This window comes from Mycolicibacterium chubuense, from assembly GCF_001044255.1.
Classification (GTDB): Bacteria; Actinomycetota; Actinomycetes; order Mycobacteriales; family Mycobacteriaceae; genus Mycobacterium; species Mycobacterium chubuense.
The window spans coordinates 24010-44499 of sequence record NZ_JYNX01000030.1 but is presented as its reverse complement, the minus strand read 5'-3'; the positions used below and the strand labels follow the sequence as shown (position 1 = coordinate 44499).

At 69.1% G+C, this 20490-nt stretch carries 18 protein-coding genes and 2 tRNA genes; 8 read left to right on the top strand and 12 right to left on the bottom strand.

Going from position 1 to position 20490, the window contains the following annotated elements; all coding sequences use genetic code 11:
* Position 1: 1 nt before the first annotated feature.
* A tRNA-Pro gene (locus MCHUDSM44219_RS08345) sits at positions 2 to 78 on the bottom strand.
* Between the two features lie 148 nt (positions 79 to 226).
* Between MCHUDSM44219_RS08345 and MCHUDSM44219_RS08340 the strand changes: the two genes are divergently transcribed.
* A tRNA-Gly gene (locus MCHUDSM44219_RS08340) sits at positions 227 to 297 on the top strand.
* A 262-nt stretch (positions 298 to 559) separates the two neighbouring features.
* Positions 560 to 1636: a methyltransferase gene (locus MCHUDSM44219_RS08335; RefSeq protein ID WP_082162110.1), complete on the top strand. Its 1077-nt coding sequence runs from the start codon at positions 560 to 562 to the stop codon at positions 1634 to 1636.
* Between the two features lie 30 nt (positions 1637 to 1666).
* Here MCHUDSM44219_RS08335 and MCHUDSM44219_RS08330 read toward each other — a convergent pair whose 3' ends face one another.
* Together MCHUDSM44219_RS08330 and MCHUDSM44219_RS08325 are read right to left on the bottom strand one after the other, a co-directional pair.
* The gene (locus MCHUDSM44219_RS08330) at positions 1667 to 2419 is read right to left on the bottom strand and encodes a glycoside hydrolase family 16 protein (RefSeq protein ID WP_048417773.1); all 753 of its coding nucleotides are present in this window, start codon (positions 2417 to 2419) and stop codon (positions 1667 to 1669) included.
* Positions 2420 to 2450: 31 nt separating this feature from the next.
* Positions 2451 to 2702, bottom strand: a complete 252-nt coding sequence (locus MCHUDSM44219_RS08325; protein ID WP_048417772.1) for a hypothetical protein — start codon at positions 2700 to 2702, stop codon at positions 2451 to 2453.
* Between the two features lie 93 nt (positions 2703 to 2795).
* Here MCHUDSM44219_RS08325 and MCHUDSM44219_RS08320 point away from each other — a divergent pair, with 93 nt between their 5' ends.
* Positions 2796 to 4337 carry a DHA2 family efflux MFS transporter permease subunit gene (locus MCHUDSM44219_RS08320; protein ID WP_236695401.1) on the top strand — a complete coding sequence of 514 codons (1542 nt, stop codon included), beginning with the start codon at positions 2796 to 2798 and terminating at the stop codon, positions 4335 to 4337.
* A complete protein-coding gene (locus MCHUDSM44219_RS08315) occupies positions 4334 to 5086 on the top strand; it encodes a dihydrofolate reductase family protein (RefSeq protein WP_048417771.1) in 753 nt (250 codons plus the stop codon). The genes MCHUDSM44219_RS08320 and MCHUDSM44219_RS08315 overlap by 4 nt, the downstream gene beginning before the upstream one ends.
* Here MCHUDSM44219_RS08315 and MCHUDSM44219_RS08310 read toward each other — a convergent pair.
* A complete protein-coding gene (locus tag MCHUDSM44219_RS08310; protein WP_048417770.1) occupies positions 5083 to 6519 on the bottom strand; it encodes an APC family permease in 1437 nt (478 codons plus the stop codon). The genes MCHUDSM44219_RS08315 and MCHUDSM44219_RS08310 overlap by 4 nt on opposite strands.
* Before the next feature lie 40 nt (positions 6520 to 6559).
* Entirely contained in the window at positions 6560 to 7657 is a 1098-nt protein-coding gene (locus MCHUDSM44219_RS08305; RefSeq protein WP_048417769.1) for an alcohol dehydrogenase catalytic domain-containing protein, read from the bottom strand.
* Positions 7658 to 7770: 113 nt separating this feature from the next.
* On the opposite strand from MCHUDSM44219_RS08305, the gene MCHUDSM44219_RS08300 reads away from it, so the two are divergent.
* The 3 genes from MCHUDSM44219_RS08300 to MCHUDSM44219_RS08290 all read left to right on the top strand — a co-directional run bounded on the left by MCHUDSM44219_RS08300 (position 7771) and on the right by MCHUDSM44219_RS08290 (position 11203).
* Positions 7771 to 9219, top strand: a complete 1449-nt coding sequence (locus tag MCHUDSM44219_RS08300) for a PucR family transcriptional regulator (protein ID WP_048417768.1) — start codon at positions 7771 to 7773, stop codon at positions 9217 to 9219.
* 86 nt (positions 9220 to 9305) lie between these two features.
* Positions 9306 to 10013 (top strand): Crp/Fnr family transcriptional regulator, encoded by a 708-nt coding sequence (locus MCHUDSM44219_RS08295; RefSeq protein ID WP_053081215.1) that lies wholly within the window; start codon positions 9306 to 9308, stop codon positions 10011 to 10013.
* Between the two features lie 383 nt (positions 10014 to 10396).
* Complete coding sequence (locus MCHUDSM44219_RS08290; RefSeq protein WP_048417767.1) at positions 10397 to 11203, top strand: hypothetical protein; 807 nt, start codon at positions 10397 to 10399, stop codon at positions 11201 to 11203.
* Here the strand turns inward: MCHUDSM44219_RS08290 and MCHUDSM44219_RS08285 are convergent.
* The 7 genes from MCHUDSM44219_RS08285 to MCHUDSM44219_RS08255 form a co-directional block, all read right to left on the bottom strand.
* Complete coding sequence (locus MCHUDSM44219_RS08285; RefSeq protein WP_048417766.1) at positions 11200 to 12888, bottom strand: cation:proton antiporter; 1689 nt, start codon at positions 12886 to 12888, stop codon at positions 11200 to 11202. The genes MCHUDSM44219_RS08290 and MCHUDSM44219_RS08285 overlap by 4 nt on opposite strands.
* A 42-nt stretch (positions 12889 to 12930) precedes the next feature.
* Entirely contained in the window at positions 12931 to 13731 is an 801-nt protein-coding gene (locus tag MCHUDSM44219_RS08280; protein WP_048417765.1) for an Fpg/Nei family DNA glycosylase, read from the bottom strand.
* A gap of 2 nt (positions 13732 to 13733) precedes the next feature.
* The gene (locus MCHUDSM44219_RS08275; RefSeq protein WP_048417764.1) at positions 13734 to 14207 is read right to left on the bottom strand and encodes a ribose-5-phosphate isomerase; all 474 of its coding nucleotides are present in this window, start codon (positions 14205 to 14207) and stop codon (positions 13734 to 13736) included.
* Positions 14208 to 14222: 15 nt separating this feature from the next.
* Positions 14223 to 15182: an isopenicillin N synthase family dioxygenase gene (locus tag MCHUDSM44219_RS08270; protein WP_048417763.1), complete on the bottom strand. Its 960-nt coding sequence runs from the start codon at positions 15180 to 15182 to the stop codon at positions 14223 to 14225.
* The gene (locus MCHUDSM44219_RS08265; protein ID WP_048417762.1) at positions 15179 to 15622 is read right to left on the bottom strand and encodes a nucleoside deaminase; all 444 of its coding nucleotides are present in this window, start codon (positions 15620 to 15622) and stop codon (positions 15179 to 15181) included. Before MCHUDSM44219_RS08265 ends, MCHUDSM44219_RS08270 begins: the two co-directional genes overlap by 4 nt.
* Positions 15619 to 17010, bottom strand: a complete 1392-nt coding sequence (locus MCHUDSM44219_RS08260; protein WP_048417761.1) for a purine-cytosine permease family protein — start codon at positions 17008 to 17010, stop codon at positions 15619 to 15621. The genes MCHUDSM44219_RS08265 and MCHUDSM44219_RS08260 overlap by 4 nt, the downstream gene beginning before the upstream one ends.
* 121 nt (positions 17011 to 17131) lie before the next feature.
* The gene (locus MCHUDSM44219_RS08255; protein WP_048417760.1) at positions 17132 to 17740 is read right to left on the bottom strand and encodes a mycothiol-dependent nitroreductase Rv2466c family protein; all 609 of its coding nucleotides are present in this window, start codon (positions 17738 to 17740) and stop codon (positions 17132 to 17134) included.
* A gap of 93 nt (positions 17741 to 17833) precedes the next feature.
* Here MCHUDSM44219_RS08255 and pepN point away from each other — a divergent pair, with 93 nt between their 5' ends.
* The gene (gene pepN / locus MCHUDSM44219_RS08250; RefSeq protein WP_048417782.1) at positions 17834 to 20419 is read left to right on the top strand and encodes an aminopeptidase N; all 2586 of its coding nucleotides are present in this window, start codon (positions 17834 to 17836) and stop codon (positions 20417 to 20419) included.
* The last annotated feature ends 71 nt before the right edge of the window (positions 20420 to 20490 follow it).

Here is a 20490-nt window from a genome sequence, read left to right as displayed (position 1 = left end):
CTGGTCGGGGTGACAGGATTTGAACCTGCGGCCTTCCGCTCCCAAAGCGGATGCGCTACCAAGCTGCGCTACACCCCGGTCGTCGCAGCCACTCACGTATGCGCGCAGCGCCAGACCACCGGCGATCCTACGTCCTGACCTCACCGAAGCCACATCCAGATGTCGATTGGATTCGGAACGGGCGGGGCCGGTATCCTCTGCCGGTACTGTCAGCCGTGCAGCACATGCGGGCGTAGCTCAATGGTAGAGCCCTAGTCTTCCAAACTAGCTACGCGGGTTCGATTCCCGTCGCCCGCTCTCACAAGCGTCCCGGTAGGGGCGTGTCGGCTGTTCGCAGGCCCCTTTCGAGGCTCGATCGCCCTGTTCCGTCCCGCCTGTCCGTGGGCCGTGCCCTTTGCCCGCGGTGCGCTCGCAATGACTGTTCGGACCTCGACGTGAACCTCACCAGTGGCTGTCTCGTTGACGTGAATGCGGTGACAACCGATCCGTCGCCGTCGGACCGTGCCCGAACATGCACGCTGTGAGCACAGGAGACGAACCGTTGCCCTCCCGACCGCCGATGCCGCCGACGACACTGGTTCGTGCCGTCGAGTTCGCTCGCCACCATCTGTACCGGCTTCACCAGCGAATGGCACCGCCGCCCGCCGTGATGGCGGAGATGATCAGCGACTCCTGGCTCTCGCAGGCCATCACGGTGGCGGCCCGGCTCCGCATCGCCGATACCCTGGCCGCTGGCCCCTTGGCCGTCGACGCGTTGGCGACCCGGGTCGACGCAGACCCGGACGCACTCCACAGGATGTTGAGGGCGCTGGTCAGCCGTGGCGTTTTCCGCCGTCGCGGCGACGGCCGCTACGAACTCAACGCCCTGGGCCGAACGTTGCAGAGCGACGTGCCCGGGTCGATGGCGGGTCTGGCGCGCTTCAAGGGCTCCCGTCAGCACCGCGAGCATTGGAGCCTGCTCGAGGAGGCGGTGCGCACCGGTAAGTCGACCATTCCGATGCTGCGCGGCCAGGACGGCTTCGACTATCTCGCGAGCGAGCCGGAACTCGCCGACGACTTCAACCAAGCCATGACGAGCTTTTCGGAACTGGCGGTGGGACCGGTGGTCGCTGCCTACGACTTCAGCGCGTACCCGACGATCGTGGACGTCGGCGGTGGCCACGGCCGATTGTTGGCGGCAGTCCTCGCGGCCACGCCGGGTGCCCGAGGTGTCCTGTACGACCTGCCCCATGTCGTCGCGGGAGCCGGGGATCTGCTGCGGGCACACGCCGTCGACTCCCGCGTGCGGATCGCCGCCGGTTCGTTCTTCGACGGGGTTCCCGCGGGCGGCGACGCCTACGTGCTGAAGAACGTGGTCCACGACTGGGCCGACGATCAGGCCCTCGCGATCCTGCGCAACATCCGGACGGTGGCCGGCGACACGGCGTCGCTGCTGCTGGTCGAATCCGTCATCCCCCGGCACGAGCGGGAATCCGTCGGCAAGTGGCTCGATCTGGAGATGCTGGTCGCCACGTCGGCACGGGAACGGACAGCCAATGAATACCGTGACCTCCTCGCCCGAGCCGGATGGGCGATGAGACGGGTTATTTCAACCCCGTCGCCGTTCAGCATCGTCGAAGCGATGCCGGCCATCTAGACCGGCAAGGGCCGAATCGTCGGCGCCGGACTAGCTCAATCCTCGGTACGCGACCCGGCTGACGCGCAGGTGCGGCACGTGGTCAGCAGGCCCCGGCCGGTCGGGAAAGTCGAACACCCCGAGGATCAGAAGCATCGGATAGTCGGGCGACTGATCGGTCGTCCGGGTCGTCACGCCGTCGATGGCGAACTCCACCGAATCGGGAACCCAGTGCACGGAGTAGGTGTGGTCCCGCTCGATGTCGATGTCCTGCAGGTCCGCGGAGAAGTCTTCGCGCAGGGCCGGATCCCGGAACCGGTGTATCCCCTGCCCGACGGCGGCTCGGCCGTCGGCCACAGAATCGCCGAAGACCTCCATCACGCAGATCTCGCCACACCGCTCGGGCTCGTCCTCGAGCCCGACCATCCATGCCGAGAACATCGACCGTGGGCTCAGCTGCGCCGAGCAGGTGACCGAGAGTGTGCCGAAGTGCGGAACGAAGCCGAGGACGGTCGGCTGCTCCTCGCGCACGAGCAGACCCTCCCGGAACGGCTGGGGTGCGTCGGTCGAGCCGACAGGGCCCGAGCGGTTCGCACTCTGGATCGCCGACACCCGCAACGGTCCGTCGTGCAGATCGGCACACCACAGCGCCTGCGTGGACGGGATGAAGAGATCGAGACCGGCGGGCCCCACCTCGTAGGTCGCCGAAGCCTCGGCGCGTGAACTCCACGCCGGCAGATACGACGACGTCCAGACAGCGACGTCGAGGTCGGTGAAGCGTTCGTCGAATTCCGCTGCCGCCATGGCCGGACACTAACCACAGCCACCGACATGCTCAGGTGTCCCCGAGGTCGTCCTTCGCGATGTCGGTGGGCCGATCCTCGGCCGACACCACCTCCGCGGCGCCCGTCCACCGGTCGCTGGCCGCCGTGTGGATCGCGGCGTTGGCTTCCGCGGTCTCGCGGTCGGCGTACGGCGGTTCGATGGGTTTGCGTTCGCCGTCGACGACGTGCACGACCATCCAGCCACGATCGGTCTGCTCCACCTCGATCGTGACGGACTGCGGATTGCCCTCAGGGGTACTCATCTCTGCCGCATACCCCCTTGCGACCTGCACGAAAAGCAATTCACGGCGGCGACAATTCTGCTATTCGTTAACTCGCCTACGAAAGACGTCGCGGTGCGTGCGACGACCCCTCCGCGACTGCTTGCGTCGGTGCGGGAGGGGGCGCGCGGTGGACTGCGGGATGCGATGACCGCCGGCGGGGAACGTCAGCTGTTCCTGCCGTTGTGGGTGATGATGGTGGGCTTCCTGCTGGTCGTCGTCGACGCCACCGCCATCGCCGTCGCCAGCCCGGTCATCAGGGAGACCTTCGGCGTCGATCACCACTCCGTCATCTGGGTGAGCAGTGCCTACCTGCTCGCGTTCGCGGCGCTGCTGCTGCTCGGCGGCCGACTCGGTGACCGGTACGGGCCCAGGAACCTCTATCTGCTCGGGCTGGCCGTATTCGGCGCGGCGTCGGTCTGGTGTGGTCTGTCCACGTCGATCGACATGCTCATCGTGGCCCGTCTCGTCCAGGGTGCCGGCGCCGCGCTGATCACGCCGCAGATCCTGACCACGATCACCCGCACCTTCCCGCCCGAGCGGCGCGGTGTCGCGATGGCGGTCTGGGGCGCCACGGCCGGCGTGGGCATGTTCGCGGGACCGCTGGTCGGCGGCGTGCTCGTCGACACGTGGGGGTGGCCGTGGATCTTCTTCGTCAACGCTCCGGTCGGCGCGGCCGGGTTGGTCGTGGCCGCGGTTCTCATCCCCGCCACCCCCGGCCGGCGGCATCACCTGGACCTGCCGGGTGCGCTGCTGTCCGCGGTCGGCATCGGTCTGCTGGTGTTCGGTCTCCAGGAAGGGCAGCACGAGGGCTGGTCTGTCCCGATCTGGGGAATGATCGCCGGCGGCACGCTGCTGATCGCCGCGTTCGTGTCCTGGCAGGCGGTGCAGCGCGACGAGCCACTCATCCCGATGAGCCTGTTCCGGCACCGCGACTTCGTCCTGTCCAATGCCGGGATCGTATTGGTGAGCGTCGCCTTCGTCGCGTTCGCGGTTCCCCTGATGTTCTACCTGCAGGAGGTCTGCGGACTGCCGCCGACGCGCGCCGCGCTGCTGATCGCCCCGATGGCGATCGCCACCGGGTTGCTGGCCCCCGTGGTCGGCAGGATGGTCGATCGGACGCAGGCGCGGCCCATCGTCGCCGCGGGTTTCCTGGCGTTGGCCGTCGGACTGCTCTGGCTCTCGAAGGAGATGACCCCGGCCACCCCGGTCTGGCGGTTACTGCTCCCGCTCACCGTGATGGGCGCCGCCGGGGCGTTGACGTGGGAACCGTTGTCGGTCATCGCCTCTCGCACTCTGCCGCCCGAGCTGGCGGGCGCGGGGTCGGCGATGTGCAACACCTCGCGGCAGATCGGTGCGGCACTTAGCAGCGCAGGCGTCGCGGCGTTGATGACCGCACTGCTGGGCAGCGAGCCGGCGGCGATCGCCGGACCGACCGGCGGCGCGGCGCCACTGTCGGGCCCGGCGCGCGCGTCGTTGGCCACCGCGATGGCCGAGTCGATGCTGTTGCCGGCAACGGCCGCGGCGTTGGGTGCGGCGACGGCGCTGTTCTTGACCGGCCGAGCGCGATCCGATACGGGCCACCGATTCCGAGGGGATGTGAGCGTCGCACCATGACCGCCGTTGCCAGCACTCCGGGGCCGACGCTGCACGCAGCGGAGTCACTCGACGACGACGCGCTGCGCACCCTGCTCGCCTATCCCGAAGGCCTGCGCACCCCGCTGATGCGGGCGAACTTCATCGCCAGCATCGACGGCGCGGTCACGTTCGACGGCTCGGGACGCAAGCTGGGCACGGCCACGGATCGGCGGGTGTTCCGACGCCTACGTGAAGTCGCGGATGTCGTGCTCGTCGGCGCCTCGACCGCCACGGCGGCGCCCTATGTCGACATGAGCATGAGCATCGAGGCCCAGGCCTGGCGGCTGACCCACGGGCTGCCGCCGATTCAACCTGTTGCGGTCGTGTCGAGTCGCGGGGTGGTGCCGCCGGCCCTGCTCCACGCGACCGTGCCGCCGATCGTGCTGCTCTCCTCCGCGGCGGATCGGGATGCCCGAGAGGCACTTCGGCAGTCGGAGGCACGCGTCGTCGAACTCCCGGGGCCACGGGTGAGTTCCGCCGCCATCCGCGCGACACTGGGTGAAATGGGACTGCTGCGGGTGCTCGTCGAGGGCGGTCCGACGCTGTTCTCGCGGTTGGTGGCCGACGGTGAGATCGACGAACTGTGCCTGACCACCAGCCCGATGATGGTGGTGGGCCCGGCCCGTCGCATCGCGGCATCCGAGAGCCACATCCAGGTGCCCATGGTGCGCCGCGGCATCCTGACCGGCGACGACGGCACCGTCATCGTCCGGTGGGCGCGGGCCTAACCGACACCGTCGAGCGCGTCCGTCTCGGTCTTGCCGATCCTGCCGATGACCTCGGGCCGCCGACGCGCCAGCACCAGGTACCACGCCAGGGCGGCGGCGATCGTGACCAGGAACAGGTACGGGATCACGTTGAGGGGGAAGGCCGGCTGCGGATAGACATTGGCGAAGAACGTGTACGCCATGGCCACCACGGCCACGATCGCGGCCACCCACACCAGTCGATTCGGCTCAGCGGTGCGCCGGGTGTAGACGACGCAGGCGATGGCGACGAGCGCGTAGGCGACCATGTAGCCGTAGGTGCCGTAGGTGTCCACCCACACCACGATGTTCATCGGCGCCACGCCTGCGGCGAGCAGGATGATGTCCAGCACGATGGCGGCGGGCCCGGCGATGAGCAGCACCCGGTGTGGCGTGAGGTGACTTTCGTGAGTGCGGCCGAACCGGTCCGGAACCACACCCTCCTTCCCCATCACATACACGATCCGGCCGACCACGTTCAGCGGCGCGACGACCACCGCGAAGAACGACGCGCCGACGCCGAAGATCAGGATGGGCGTGAACCAGGAGGGCATCCCGATCATCTCCGAGATGTCCTGCAGAGGGTTCGCGCTCTCGGCCAGCTTGTCCTGCAGCACCGCGATCTGGGTGTAGGCGGCGAAGACGTACAGCACGCCGACGACCAGCGCGCTCCACATGATCGCCCGCGGAATCGCGGTGTACGGGTTGCGGGCCTCCCGGCCCAGCGCGTCAGCCGACGAGAAGCCGACGAAACCGAGGATGCCGAGCACCATGCCGGTCGCGACCCCTTGCAGCGGAACGTCGGTCAGGGAGAACTGCGCCGGGTCCCACGCCGCCGGGCCGGCCCACACCAGGGCGAGGACGAGCAGCACGGTGATGATCGACACCGAGATCAGCTCCAGTGTCAGTGACACGCGCGCCGAGAGCCGGATGCCGCGAATGGTGAACAGGGTGGCCAGCCCGCCGAGCACGATTGCCAGCACGATCTGCCAGACCACGCCGGTTGCCGGAACGCCGAGCAGGTTGAGGAAGTCGTTCATGTAGGAGACCGCACCGCCCAGCGATCCGGCGGTGATCCCCCAACACCCGACCAGCAGCGCCACTCCCGCGAGGTACGCACCGAACGGGCCGAGGCCTTTGGCGACATAGGTGTACAACGATCCCGCCGAGGCGTTGCGCCGGGCGAAGACCACCACGCAGTAACCGACGGCCAGGATCGCCACCGTCGCCAGCGCGAACGACAGGATGGTGCCCTTGCCCGCGGACAGGTAGATGGCCGCCGCGGTGAACGCGATGACGGCACTCGGGGCGATGTTGGCGATAGCCTGGGCCGCCAACTCGGGTCCCGACATCACGCCGTGGCGTAGGCCGGCATCCCGGGTGGTGCTCGTCGATGTGTTGGGTGAAGCGGTCATGAAGGACTCCGGCTCGAAAGTGGTTGCTGGTGAATGCTTTTCAGGGGACGAGCAGGGTGCGCAGCGCTTCGCCCGACTCCAGGTCCGCGAAGGCGGCCGCAGCCTCGTCGAGCGGTCGGCGCGCCCAGATGAGCGCGTCGAGCTTGAGCTGACCGTCCATGTACCGGTCGACCAGTGCCGGGATGTCGATCGACGGCCGCACCGATCCGTAATTGGACCCGAGGATGCGCTGGTCGGCTTCTGCGAGAACGAGCGGTTCGAACGACGCCTTGGCTCCGGTCGGGGGGAGCCCGACGACGACGGCGGCGCCGCCCAGACCCAGCATCCGGATCGCCTGCTCGGTGGTGCCGGTGTGCCCGAAGGCGTCGAACGCGTAGTCGACACCATCTGGGATCAGTTCGCGCAGTTGCTCTTCGGCGTCACCGTGTGCTGCGTTGATGCGATCGGTCGCCCCGAACTGGGTCGCCAACCGGGTCTTGTCATCGCGCACGTCGATCGCGACGATGCGTTCGGCCCCGGCGAGCTTGGCGCCTTGGATGACATTGAGTCCGACTCCGCCGCAACCGATGACGGCGACGGTCGCCCCGGGTTCGACCGCGGCGGTGTTCAGCACCGCGCCGACGCCGGTGGCCACTGCGCAGCCGACGACCGCGATGATGTCCAGCGGCGCATCCTCGCGGACCTTGACAGCCCCGGATGCGGGCACGATGACCTCCTCGGCGAACGAGGACACACCGAGGTAGTGATGCAGCGGCTCGCCACGCATCGACAGGCGCGAGGTGCCGTCGAACAGCGTTCCCTTGGGGGCGACGACGGTCGCCACCTTCTGGCACCTGGCCTCGTGACCAGACCGGCAGTAGCGGCATTCGCCGCACGGCGGCACCCAGGACAGCACGACGTGGTCTCCGACGGCGAGGGTGGTGACGCCTTCACCCAGTTCGGTGACCACCCCGGAGCCTTCGTGGCCCATCACCAGAGGAGCGGGGGCGTCCCACTCTCCGCGCTTGACGTGCAGGTCGGAATGGCACACCCCGGCCGCGGCGATCCGGACCCGGACCTCGCCGGCCTTAGGGCCGTCGAGATCGACGTCTGCGAACTCGATGGCGGTGGCGGGATCACGAAAAACGACGGCTTTCACAGCACTCCTCGGACGTAGCGAACGCCACGAATCGTATGAACCGGCAACCGGCGGCGGCAGTCGCAATAGTTGTGGATCTGAGTGGAAAAACCATCAACTCGTACACTTCGCGGGTGGTCTATGACGTGCGAGCAGTCGCCGAATACCTGGGCGGGGACCTGGCCGTCGGGAGCATCGACGCCGCCGCGCCGGTGGAGTCGGTGATCGTGCTCGACGACCTGGTCGTGCCCAGTTCACCGGGTCACGCCACGCTGACGGTCGGGCCGTCGTCAAGGTGGATCGAGGCGGTCGCCCACGGCCGGCAACCTCTTGCCGGTTGCGTCGCGGTGATCGCGGACGGATCTGTCGATGGGGCCACCCGCGACGCATTGACCGATCGCGTGACGGCCGTGCACGTGCCCGGCCAACTCAGCGAGGTGGTGTACCCGAGGTTGACCGCGCTGATCGCCGGGGATCAGGCCGCCGAGGACCGACGGGTGACCACCGGCATCAAGGTGCTCACCCAGGTTGCCCGCCGCGGCGGGGTCGTGGCGGTGGTCGCCGAACTCGCCCATCGCATCGACGGGTGGGCGGTGCTACTCGATGCTCGCGGCGAGGTGATCACGACAGCCGGAGCGGGCGGCCTGCACGTGCGCGACGCCGTCGCGGCCGCCCTCGGCCGACGGGTCCGGATTCGTCATCCCGGGCTGCAGATCCACCCCGTCGGGCAGGGCGAGGACGTCAGTGCCCATCTGGTGATCGGCGCCCGCGGGTCGACCAGCCGAAGCCGGGATCTCGCGTCGCAGGTGGCCGCGCTGTTGGACCTGGTGCTGCACACCGCCGACCACCCCACAACGGAGCGGCTGGGCCGCGAGGTGATGATGTCGACCCTGTTGCGCGGCGGCCCCGACGCGAGGAACCTGTTGCGGCGCTGGGGAGTTCACGAACCCTCGCTGACGGCGTTCGCGGTCGCCTCCCGGTCACGGGCAATCGATGCCGAGCGGCTGGCCATCCGTTGGCTCGATGAACTCGGCGCCGTCCACGTGCTGTCCGCCGAGAAGGGTCGCGTGGTCGGGTTCATCGGCGACGAGCGCGCCGACGAGCTCGCCGTTCTGGTCGAAGGCCTCGCCACGGAGGCAGGCATGCCGTTGCGCCTGGGTCTGGGCTCACCGGCCAAGGTGGAGAGGCTGGCGAACTCGGCGGCCGAGGCCAGGCAGGCCCTCGAGATCGCCGTCGTCGATTCGCGGCCGGTCGTCTGGTACCGGTCTCTGACGACGGTTTCCAACGTTCTCGACCAGCTCGACGAGAGCGCGACCGCGCGCATCGCGGCGGTACTCGACCCGCTGCGCGACGACGCCGGCCGGCACGGGCCGCTTACCCGCACCCTCGAGGTGTATCTGTCCGAGCACGGCGCCTGGGGGGCCACCGCCGCCCGGCTGCAGATCCACCGGCAGACGTTGGCCGCGCGGATCCGGCGCGCCGAGGCGCTGACGGGCCTGTCGATGTCCAGTCCCGACGATCGAGCCGCGGCCTGGCTGGCCATCCGGGCGTTGAAAAGTCCCGGTTCGGTGCCGCGAGACTGACGATCAGTTCCCCCGCACAATGCGTAGACGGGCGCCCACCGGGTAGCAGTCGATCTGACGAGAACCGCACAACCGGGGAGGTTTTGGTGGAAAGCGCAGGTGGGCCACAGCTTCTGGAGACGGCGATGCCGGAACTGATGTCGACCGGGCACGCCGATCGGCTGCGATGCGTGGCGGGTGAGGCGATCTTCGCCGAAGGCGACCGCGACGCCTGCCTCTACCTCATCGAGAGGGGCAAGGTGCGCGTCGGTCGCCACGACGGCATCGACCGGGAATGCCTGTTCACAGTGCTCGGCCCAGGCGAGATATTCGGCGAAGAATCGGTGTTCGACCCCGGACCGCGCAGCTCGAACGCGATCGCCATGACCGACGTCGAGGCGGTCTCGCTCCGACGCGCGGGTTTGATGCCGCTGTTGATCGCCCGGCCGGAGATGTCGCAGCGCTTCATGCGGATCTTGGCCCGCCGCATCCGGTCCACGTCGAGCAACATCACCGACACCGTCTACGCCGACGTCGCCGCCCGCGTCGCCAAGCACCTGCTCGGGTTGGCCCAGCGCTTCGGCGTGCAGCACGACGGCGCGATGCGGGTGCCGATGGACCTCACCCAGGAGCAGTTCGCCCATCTGGTCGGCTCCTCGCGGGAGTCGGTCAACAAGGTGCTGTGCGACTTCGCCTCCCGTGGGTGGATCGCCGTCGGCAGGGACACCCTCCTCATCCGCGAGTCCGAACCGCTGGCCGCCCGAATGCACGGGGCGCGACGGCGCGTCAACCACCGGCCCCACCCGGCGCGGTGACGACGGTGGACGCTCACCTCACCGTCGTCGGCAACGCCCCCACCTTCATCCGGTGCGGCGACATCGCCGTACCGACCGACCCCATGCACACCCCCCGGCGCTGACCGTCGAGGAGCCTTTGCCGCTGCACAACGCTTGCACAGCAGAGGTTTCCATGGCGCCCAGGAGTTGGACACCGTGCTCATCGACGAACTCGCCGAGATCCCGGTGCATTTCGCACGATCAGGGCGTCTTTGCCGCGCCGCTTGCTGATGTCACGACGGCGATGGGTGAGCGGGGCCAGACCATGACCGTGCGACCGAACGCCGGGAACAGGCCCCGCGACCACCGACTCCCGCAAACGTATCCGGGAGCAGCCGGTTGCTGTCGGTACGCTGTGAGCCATGGAAGGCGTACTTCTCGTCCTCATCGTGATCGTCGTCGCGGCCATCGGTATCGCCGTGTATGCGTCGTCGAAGGCCTCCGGTCAGCGCAACGCCGCGTCGCTGGCCGACGCGAAGGCCGACGCGCGCCGGCTCATCGAACGGCTCGGCGGTCAGGTGTTCGCGTTGAGCGGAACCGACGACGCGTCCAAGCAGGCGCTCGCCGACGCCTCGGAGCGCTACACCGCGGCGTCGTCGCAGATCGAGCAGGCGACGACCGTGCGTCAGGCCGCGCTCGCCAAGGAGAGTGCCATCGAGGGGCTCTACTACGTCCGCGCGGCCCGCACGGCGCTGGGCATGGATCCGGGGCCGGAGCTGGAGTCGCTGGCCGGGCAGCGCACGGCGGGGGCGGTGACCGAGGACCGCAGGGTCGAGTTCGAAGGTCGGCAGATCGAGGCGTCCCCGACGCCCTCGCCACGCACCCCCAACTACTACCCGGGCGGGCGCGTCGCCGGGCGACCCGTGCCGGCGGGATGGTATTCCGAACCCTGGTGGAAACCGGCACTGGTGGCGGGCGCCTGGGGCGTCGGCTCAGCCCTGCTGTTCAGCGCGATGTTCTCGGGGATGTCCGGAGTCGGTTACGACGCACAGGCTTTCGAGAACGGCTACGGAGACGGTTTCTCCGAGGGATTCGAGCAGGGGCAGCTCGACGGCGGCGGCTATGACGGCGGCGGGGACGCCGGTGGCGGCTGGGACGGCGGTGGCTGGGACAACGGCGGCGACTTCGGCGGTGGCGACTTCGGCGGCGGAGATTTCGGCGGGTTCTAGAACCGGCTCTCCAGTCGGGCGGACACACCGGCCTCCTGCAGATCGAGGCGCTCCAGCATGGCCCGCACCGCCTCGTCGTCGATCGTTCCGTCGTCACGCTCGGCGATGAGTGCGGCCCGCTGGGCCGAGAGCACGTCGCGGTACAGCTGGGCGAACACCTCGGCGCGGGGCGTGTGCGTGTCCGGGTCGGGCATCTCGTCGGCGTCCTGGGAGTGCCGCGCGACGATGCCGCGGATCTCCGCGAGCACCCGCGGGTCCAGTCCCGCAGGTGGATTCGCGCGGAATGCGGCGAGCACCTCCTCGGCGGCGGCGTGCACCAGCCTCTCGGCCTTCTCGGTCTCGGCGACGGTGTAGGCCTGCTCGTCGTCCGACGACAGATCGAGCCGGCGGATCAGCAGCGGCAGCGAGGCCCCCTGCAGCAGAAGCGTTCCCACACTCACCACGAACGCGATCGCCTGGATCGTCGCCCGCTCGGGGAACGGCTCCCCCACCGAGGTCGTCGCCGGGATCGCCGCCGCCGCAGCCAGAGTCACCACGCCGCGCATGCCGGTCCACGACACCACGACGTTCTCCTGCCAACTCAACGCGCGGGTGTCGATGCGGGAACGCCACCGCGGCGGAACGGCGGCGCGGCGTCGCGTGCCCAGAGCGCCGCGACCGCCCTGATCGGGAATCGGTACGCTGAGCCGTTTTTCGACCTGACGGGACAGCACTCCCCTGCCGAACATCGCGAACACCGACAGCGGCCGGATGACGAGCACGATCACCAGGACGACGACGGATGCCACAGCCACCTCGACCAACGATTCGTGGGCCTCGCGCAGATCCTCGAGGACGAAACGCAGATGCAGACCGATGTAGGCGAACACGAACGCCTCGAGCAGCACGTCGACCGAGTTCCACACGTACCGTTCCTGCAGGCGGGTCTGATATCCCGCGTCGACCGTGCCGCTGCCGACGACGAAGCCGGCGACCACGACGGCCAGCACTCCCGAGGCGTGCACCTCCTCGGCGACGATGAACGCCGCGAACGGCACCATCAGGCCCTGCACGGTCTCCAGCGCCGGATTGGCCAGCCGGCGCCGGATCCACAGCGTCACGTACCCGAGCGCGGCACCGATCAGAGGGCCCAGCACGGCGCTGTACCCGAACAGCAGCACCGGGTTCTCGATGAAGGTGTGGCTGCCCGCGACCTGTGCGACCGCCACCGAGAACAACGCCAGCGCGGCCGCGTCGTTGATCAGGCTCTCCCCGGTCAGGATCGACATCACCCTCTTGGGCAGGCCCAGCTTGCGCCCGACCGCGACGGCGGTCACCGCGTCCGGCGGCGCCACGATCGCGCCCAGCACCAGCGCGGTGCCGAAGGTCAACGGCACCACGACCAGCCACGAGGACACCAGCGCGACCGTGAACGCGGTGACGACGACCAGACCGACGCCGAGGCCGAGGATCGGTTTGATGTTGCGCAGGAACGTCGGGAACGAGAAGTCCAGCGCTGCGGAGTACAGCAGCGGCGGCAGCACCACCGACAGCAGGATGTGCGAGTCGAGCTCAGGCGCCTCGAAGCCCGGCAGGAAGGACACCGCGATACCGACGACCACGATGATCAGCGCGGGCTCGAGTCCACGCCGATGCGCCACCGCGGTGACGACGATCGCTCCGACGACGACCAGGATCAGTTCCACCCGGCGATTCTCCCGGCTGCGGTGCCGAATCGCCCGCTGGACTCAGCTCTGGCAGGTGGGACACCAGAACAGATTGCGTCCCTCGAGCACCTCGGTCCGGATGGGGGTGTCGCAGATCCGGCACGGATCGCCGGCGCGACGGTAGACGTAGGTGCGCGGGCGCCGCCGTCCGTAGGACGGCATGCCGTGGTCGTCCTCGGGCCGGATGGTGATGATGCGGCCCTTGCGCACCCCGACGTTCATCAGCTCGACCAGGTCGGTCCACGCGTCACCGAACTCGCCGTGGGCCATCTGCGTTCCGGGCCGGTGCGGGTCGATGCGGTGCCGGTAGAGCAGCTCGTTGCGGTACACGTTGCCGACCCCGGCGATCACGCTCTGGTCCATCAGCAGCGCGCCGATCACGCGGCGCGACTTGGTGATCCGGGTCCACGCCGCATCCGGGTCGGCGTCCTTGCGCAACGGATCGGGGCCCAGCCGGGCCAAGATCTCCGACACCTCCGCCTCAGTGACGATCTCGCACGCGGTCGGGCCGCGCAGATCGGTGCCGCGTTCGGTGCCGATGATGCGCATGCGAACCTGCCCGACCGGTTCGGGGACGCCCGCGTCGACGGTGAAGTCGGTGAACTTGCCGTAGAGGCCGAGATGCACATGGACGATGCGGCCACCGCCATAGTGATGGAACAGGTGCTTTCCGTAGGCGCTGGCCTTCTCGAAGCCGCGCCCGTTGACGGCGTCGGCACCGTCGACGAACCGGCCTTGCGGACTACTCACGGCCACCCGCTGGCCGCGGAACATCCGCTGATGTTGCCGCGCCAGTCGATGGATCGTGTGACCTTCGGGCATCCCTAGGCGCCGGGCACCGCTGGGGCGATGTGCGTCTTCTCGAACTCGGACAGGATGTCGATGCGCCGTTGGTGGCGTGGGGCCTGCGACCACGCCGTGGACAGGAACGCGTCGACGATCGCGAGCGCCTCTTCGGTGGTGTGCATCCGTCCGCCGATGCCGATCAGCTGGGCGTCGTTGTGTTCGCGGGCCAGCGCGGCGGTCTCGGTGCTCCACGCGAGTGCGCACCGGGCCCCGGGCACCTTGTTGGCGGCGATCTGCTCGCCGTTGCCGGATCCGCCCAGCACGATGCCCAGGCTGCCCGGGTCGGCGACGGTGCGCTCGGCCGCCGCTATGCAGAACGCCGGGTAGTCGTCCTCGGCGTCATAGCCGAACGCCCCGCAGTCGACGGGCTCGTGCCCGGCCGCCGTCAGATGCTCGATGACGGCCTGCTTGAGCTCGTATCCGGCGTGGTCGGCCCCGAGGTAGACGCGCATGGCCGATACGGTAGCTCAGGCCACGGTGATCGCGTCCAGCCGTTCCTTGATGAACTCCGACGACGTGACCGGCGCCAGCCCGGCCACCTTCCCCACCGGCGGCTGCAGCGGCGTCACCACGGCGTCGTGGTTGGCCTCGTAGAAGTAGATGAGCGAGACGAGGTCCTCTTCGGGGGCGTGCGGCTGCGGCGGGAGCACCCGATGCCGGCCCGACGGCCAGCGCCGTCCGCTCCAGTACTCCAGCAGGTCGCCGATGTTGACCGTCAGCGCCTCCGGGTCGTACGGGGCGTCCTCCCAGCCCGCGGCGTCGGAGTACACCTGCAGGCCGCCGGCGCCGGGTTCGCGGTCCAGGATCGTCACCGTGCCGAAGTCGGTGTGCGGACCGATCCGGAACTGCCCGGGCTCGGGGACGCCGACGACGCTGACGGGCGGATAGTGGTTGATGTTCATCGTCCACGTCGGGCGGCTCGCCAGCGCCGCGAACGGATTCGCCGGCAGGTGCAGCGCGTGGGCGAACAGAGCCAGCAGCTCGTCGGCAACGCGTCGCATCTGCGCGGTGTACCGGTCGACCAGCCGCTGCAGCGCGGGCACCTCCGCCGGCCACACGTTCGGCGCGAACCAGATCCGGTCGACATCGGGGTCACCCGTGGCGGTTTCGGCGCCCAGGCTGAAGCTCTCCTTCAGATCCGGCGGGGTCTCGGTCCCCTCGGCGTACCCGTTGGCCTCGGCACCGGGCCCGATCCACCCGTGACCGCCGACCGGCACCGCGTAGCGGTCCTTGACCGACCCGGGCAGCGCGAAGAACTCCCGGGCGGCGGCCCGCACATCGCGCGCGAGCGCGGGGTCCACGCCGTGCCCGGTCACCAGGATGAAACCGGCGCGCTGCAGCCCGGCGTCCACATTGGCCGCGACGGCGTCGGCGGCCGCCCCGCCCTGGCGCCACCGCGAAAGATCGATGCTGGCAATCACACTCATTCGCCGATGTCCTCCGCCCACAGGTCCGGATGCGCGGCGATGAAGTCGGTCATCATCGCCACGCAGCGCTCGTCGTCGAGGACGGTGACCTCGACGCCGTGCTCGGCCAGCCACTCGTGCCCGCCGGTGAACGTCGTGCTCTCCCCGATCACCACCGCCCCGATGTTGAACTGGCGCACCAGGCCACTGCAGTACCAGCACGGCGACAGCGTGGTCACCATGACCGTCGACCGGTAGCCCCGCTGACGGCCCGCGTTGCGGAACGCGTCGGTCTCGGCGTGGATCGACGGGTCGTCGCGCTGCACCCGTTGGTTGTGCCCGCTGCCCAACAGTGTGCCGTCGGCGGAGAACAGCGCCGCTCCGATCGGAATACCGCCTTCGGCCAACCCTTTTCGGGCTTCGTCGACGGCGACGTCGAGCATGGACTGCGGTGAGGTCATCGACTCTGCGTGACGATCGCGGGGCGGCACAGCACCCAGTATGCGGCCCCGGCCAGCACGAACCCGACGAAGAACGTGATGTCGCCGAGCGCGGGCACCGCGGCCGCGACGAAGCCGACGAACTTCTCCTGATTGGCGAACAGCAGCACAGACACCACCAGGCCGATCCCGAACGCGGCCAGCCCGCCCCAGTTGGTGTACGAGCGGTCGTAGAGCAGATGCGCGACGGGTCGCCCGCGGCGCAGGTACTGATCGGCGAACATCACCCCGAGCCACGGCCCCACCCAGTAGGCGATGATCAGCAGGAATGCTTCGTAACTATGGGCGGCGTCGGGCAGCGCCCACCATGCGACGAGGAAGCCGGCGATGCCGAAGAACACCGTCACCAGCGCGCGGGCGACGTGCGCGGGCAGCTTGATGCCGATGGTCACGAACGCCATCGCCCCGGAGTAGACGTTGATGGCGTTGGCCGCGATCGCGCCGACTGCGATGGCGAGCAGGGTCGCCTTGGCCAGCGGCGAGGCGAGTTCGGCGGTGAACGACCCCGTCGGGTCGGCGAGCGAGGCCTCGCCCGTCGTCACCGACGCCGCGCCCACCACTTCGAGCACCACGCACGCGGTGAACAGCCCTGCGGCGGCGAAGAATCCGGTGCGCGCGGGTGACACGGTCTTCGGCAGATACCGGGTGAAGTCCGCGGCGTACGGCGTCCAGCCCGCGGCGTAGCCGAACGACGTACCGACCGTCAGCAGGAACCCACCGAGACCGCCCACGCCGCCGGCGGCGGGGGCGGCGTTGCCGAGGTCGGCATGGGCGAAGATCGCCACCGACGCCGCGATGAAGATCACCGCCAGCACCGGGAAGGAGTACTTCTCGAACGCCTGAACCAGGTTGTGCCCGAAGAAGGCCAGCACCGTCTGCGCGGCCACGATGATCACCAGGCCGGCCAGCGGCCCGAAACCGAACAACGTCGACAGGGCGAACGCTCCGCTGACGCTGTTGGTGGCGAACCAGCCGACGCCGGCGGTGACCGACATCAGCACCGCCGGAACGGCGTTGCCCTTGAACCCGAAAGCCAAGCGCGCCAACACCATCTGCGGCACACCGTGCAACGGCCCGCGGGCGGACAGCACGTAGTGCGCGATCGCGCCCAGCCCGGTGCCGATCACCACGCCGGCGACCGCCTGCCAGAACGTCATCCCGAACGCGAGGACCGCGAGCATGCCGACGAAGATCGTCGCGAACTCGAGGTTCGGCGAGGTCCACGTCCAGAACAGCTGGCTGGGCCTGCCGTGGCGGTCCGCTTCGGCGATGTACTCGTTGCCGCCGGGTTCGACGGCGACGACGCGGTCCCGGTAGGTGCCGTCGGTGCTGCGTTCGGTGACTGTCACCGATCTACGGTGGAGGCGCCGCGGTCAACGCGCAACCGGAGGCAACCTGCCCGAAACAAACGAGTGTGAAGCCACCTTCACCATCGGGCGCGAACGTGACGATGGCTTCACGCTCGGCGTGTCAGTCGAAGGTGGGCGGCTCGGTGCGGGAGCGCTTCAACTCCCAGAAGTGCGGGTACGACGCGAAGATCACCGACGCGTCCCACAGCTTGCCGGCCTCCTCGCCCCGCGGGATCTTCGACAGCACGGGCCCGAAGAACGCCACACCGTTGACGTGGATGGTCGGGGTGCCCACGTCGTCGCCGACGGCGTCCATGCCCTCGTGGTGGCTCTTGCGCAGCGCCTCGTCGTAGGCGTCCGACTCGGCGGCGTCGGCGAGTTCGGCGGGCAGGCCGACCTCGGCGAGCGACTCCGCGATCACCTGGGTGAAGTCCTTGTTGTCCTGGTTGTGGATGCGCGTGCCCATAGCCGTGTACAGCGGGGCCAGCACCTCGGAGCCCTTGCTCTGCTCGGCGGCGATGGCGACCCGCACCGGTCCCCACGCCTTCTTCATCATCTCCAGGTACTCCTCGGGCAGGTCCCTGCCCTCGTTGAGCACCGCGAGGCTCATGACGTGGAAGTTGACCTCGATGTCGCGGACCTTCTCCACTTCGAGGATCCAGCGTGAGGTGATCCAGCACCACGGGCACAGTGGGTCGAACCAGAAATCGGCGCGGGACTTCTCGGTCATGGGATCTCCTTGTCGAGTCGGTGACAGACGTCAATACGGCTCAACCCACGACGCCCGTCCTGTCTTCCCGGGTTGAGACTAATGTTGACGGGCGTGGCCCTTCCTAATCTGACGCGCGACCAAGCCGCCGAACGCGCCGCCCTGATCACCGTCGACAGCTACCGCGTCGCCCTCGATCTGACCGACGGCGCCGGTGCGCCGAGCGAGAAGACGTTCCGGTCGGTGACGACCGTCGAGTTCGACGCGCTCGCCGGCTCCGACACCTACCTCGACCTCGCCGCGGACACGATCCGCAGCGCGACGCTCAACGGCGCCGACATCGACGTGTCGGGCTACGACGAGTCGACCGGCATCCCGTTGACCGGACTGGCCGCGCACAACGTCGTCGTCGTCGACGCGGACTGCCGCTACTCCAACACCGGTGAGGGACTGCACCGCTTCGTCGACCCGGTCGATGACGAGGTGTACCTGTACTCGCAGTTCGAGACGGCTGACGCCAAGCGGATGTTCGCCTGCTTCGACCAGCCCGACCTGAAGGCGGCGTTCGACATCACGGTCACCGCGCCCGGGCACTGGGAGGTGATCTCCAACGGCGCCACCGCGGACGTCACGTGGGACGGCAAGGCCAAGCAGCACATCTTCAAGGCCACCCCGCGGATGAGCACCTACCTGGTCGCGCTGATCGCCGGGCCGTACGCCCGCTGGGACGACGTGTACTCCGACGACCACGGCGACATCCCCCTGGGGATCTTCTGCCGCAAGTCCCTCGAGGAATTCATGGACGCCGACCGGCTGTTCACCGAGACCAAGCAGGGATTCTCCTTCTACCACAACAACTTCGGCACGCCGTACGCGTTCGGCAAGTACGACCAGCTGTTCGTCCCGGAGTTCAACGCTGGCGCGATGGAGAACGCGGGAGCGGTGACGTTCCTCGAGGACTACGTGTTCCGCTCCAAGGTCACCCGGTACTCCTACGAGCGCCGCGCCGAGACCGTGCTGCACGAGATGGCCCACATGTGGTTCGGCGACCTCGTCACCATGCAGTGGTGGGATGACCTGTGGCTCAACGAGTCGTTCGCGACTTTTGCGTCGGTGCTCTGTCAGGCCGAGGCCACCGAGTACACCCAGGCGTGGACGACGTTCGCCAACGTGGAGAAGTCGTGGGCCTACCGGCAGGACCAACTGCCGTCGACCCACCCGGTGGCCGCCGACATCCCCGACCTGCACGCCGTGGAGGTGAACTTCGACGGCATCACCTACGCCAAGGGTGCCAGCGTGCTCAAGCAACTGGTGGCCTACGTCGGGCTCGACGCGTTCCTCGCCGGCCTGCGCGACTACTTCCGCGACCACGCCTTCGGCAACGCGACCTTCGGCGATCTGCTTGGCGCGCTGGAGAAGTCGTCGGGCCGCGACCTGTCGGGCTGGGGCCGGCAGTGGCTCAAGACCACCGGGCTGAACACGCTTCGGCCCGACTTCGACGTCGACGGTGACGGCGCGTTCACCCGGTTCGCGATCGAGCAGGGCGGCGCGAAGCCCGGGGCCGGCGAGACCCGCGTGCACCGACTGGCCGTCGGCATCTACGACGAGGACGCGTCGGGCAAGTTGGTGCGGGTGCACCGCGAGGAGCTCGACGTCGAGGGCGCGACGACGGAGGTGCCGGGGCTGCGCGGAGTGTCGCGCGGCAAGCTGATCCTGGTCAACGACGACGATTTCACGTACTGCTCGCTGCGCCTGGACCCCGACTCACTGCAGACGGTGCTCGCGCGGATCGCCGACATCGCCGAACCGCTCCCCCGCACGCTCGCGTGGTCGGCAGCCTGGGAGATGACCCGCGACGCCGAACTGCGTGCCCGTGACTTCGTCGCCCTGGTGATGAGCGGCCTGCACGCGGAGTCGGAAGTCGGTGTGGCGCAGCGCCTGCTGCTGCAGGCGCAGACCGCGCTGGGGTCGTACGCCGATCCGCAGTGGGCCGCCGAGAACGGTTGGCCCGCCTTCGGGGACAAGCTGCTCGACCTCGCCGGCGAGGCCGCACCCGGGTCGGACCATCAGCTGGCGTTCGTCAACGCGCTGTGCACCTCGGTGCTCTCCCCGAATCACGTCGCGGTGCTGTCGACACTCCTCGACAACGAGCCGGCCGCGGTGAACCTGGAGGGACTGGTGGTCGACACCGACCTGCGCTGGCGGGTGGTGACGGCGCTGGCGCGCGCGGGTGTGCTCGACGCCGACGGCCCCGAGACGCCGCTGATCGACGCGGAAGCTCAGAACGACCCGACCGCGGCCGGGCGGCGGCATGCCACGGCAGCGGCCGCGGCGCGTCCGCAGGCAGCGGTGAAGGAGTCGGCCTGGCAGCAGGTGGTCGAGGACGACACGCTGGCCAATATCACCGCGCGGGCGATCATCGGCGGCTTCGTGCAGCCCGGCCAGGGTGAGCTGCTGGCTCCGTTCCGGGACCGCTTCTTCGGCGCGATCTCGGGGGTGTGGGAGCGACGGTCCAGCGAGGTCGCCCAGACCGTGGTGGTCGGGCTGTACCCGTCGTGGGACATCAGCGCCGACGCGCTCGAGGCGGCCGACCGGTTCTTGTCCGACCCAGAGGTGCCGCCGGCGCTGCGGCGGCTGGTGCTCGAGGGCCGCGCCGGAGTGGAGCGCTCGCTGCGGGCGCGGGAGTTCGACGCCCGCTGACCTTCTCCCGCGAGCGGGCGTGTCTGCACGCGACACGCTGCTCGCGGGCGGCAGTTCGCGCACGCTCGCGG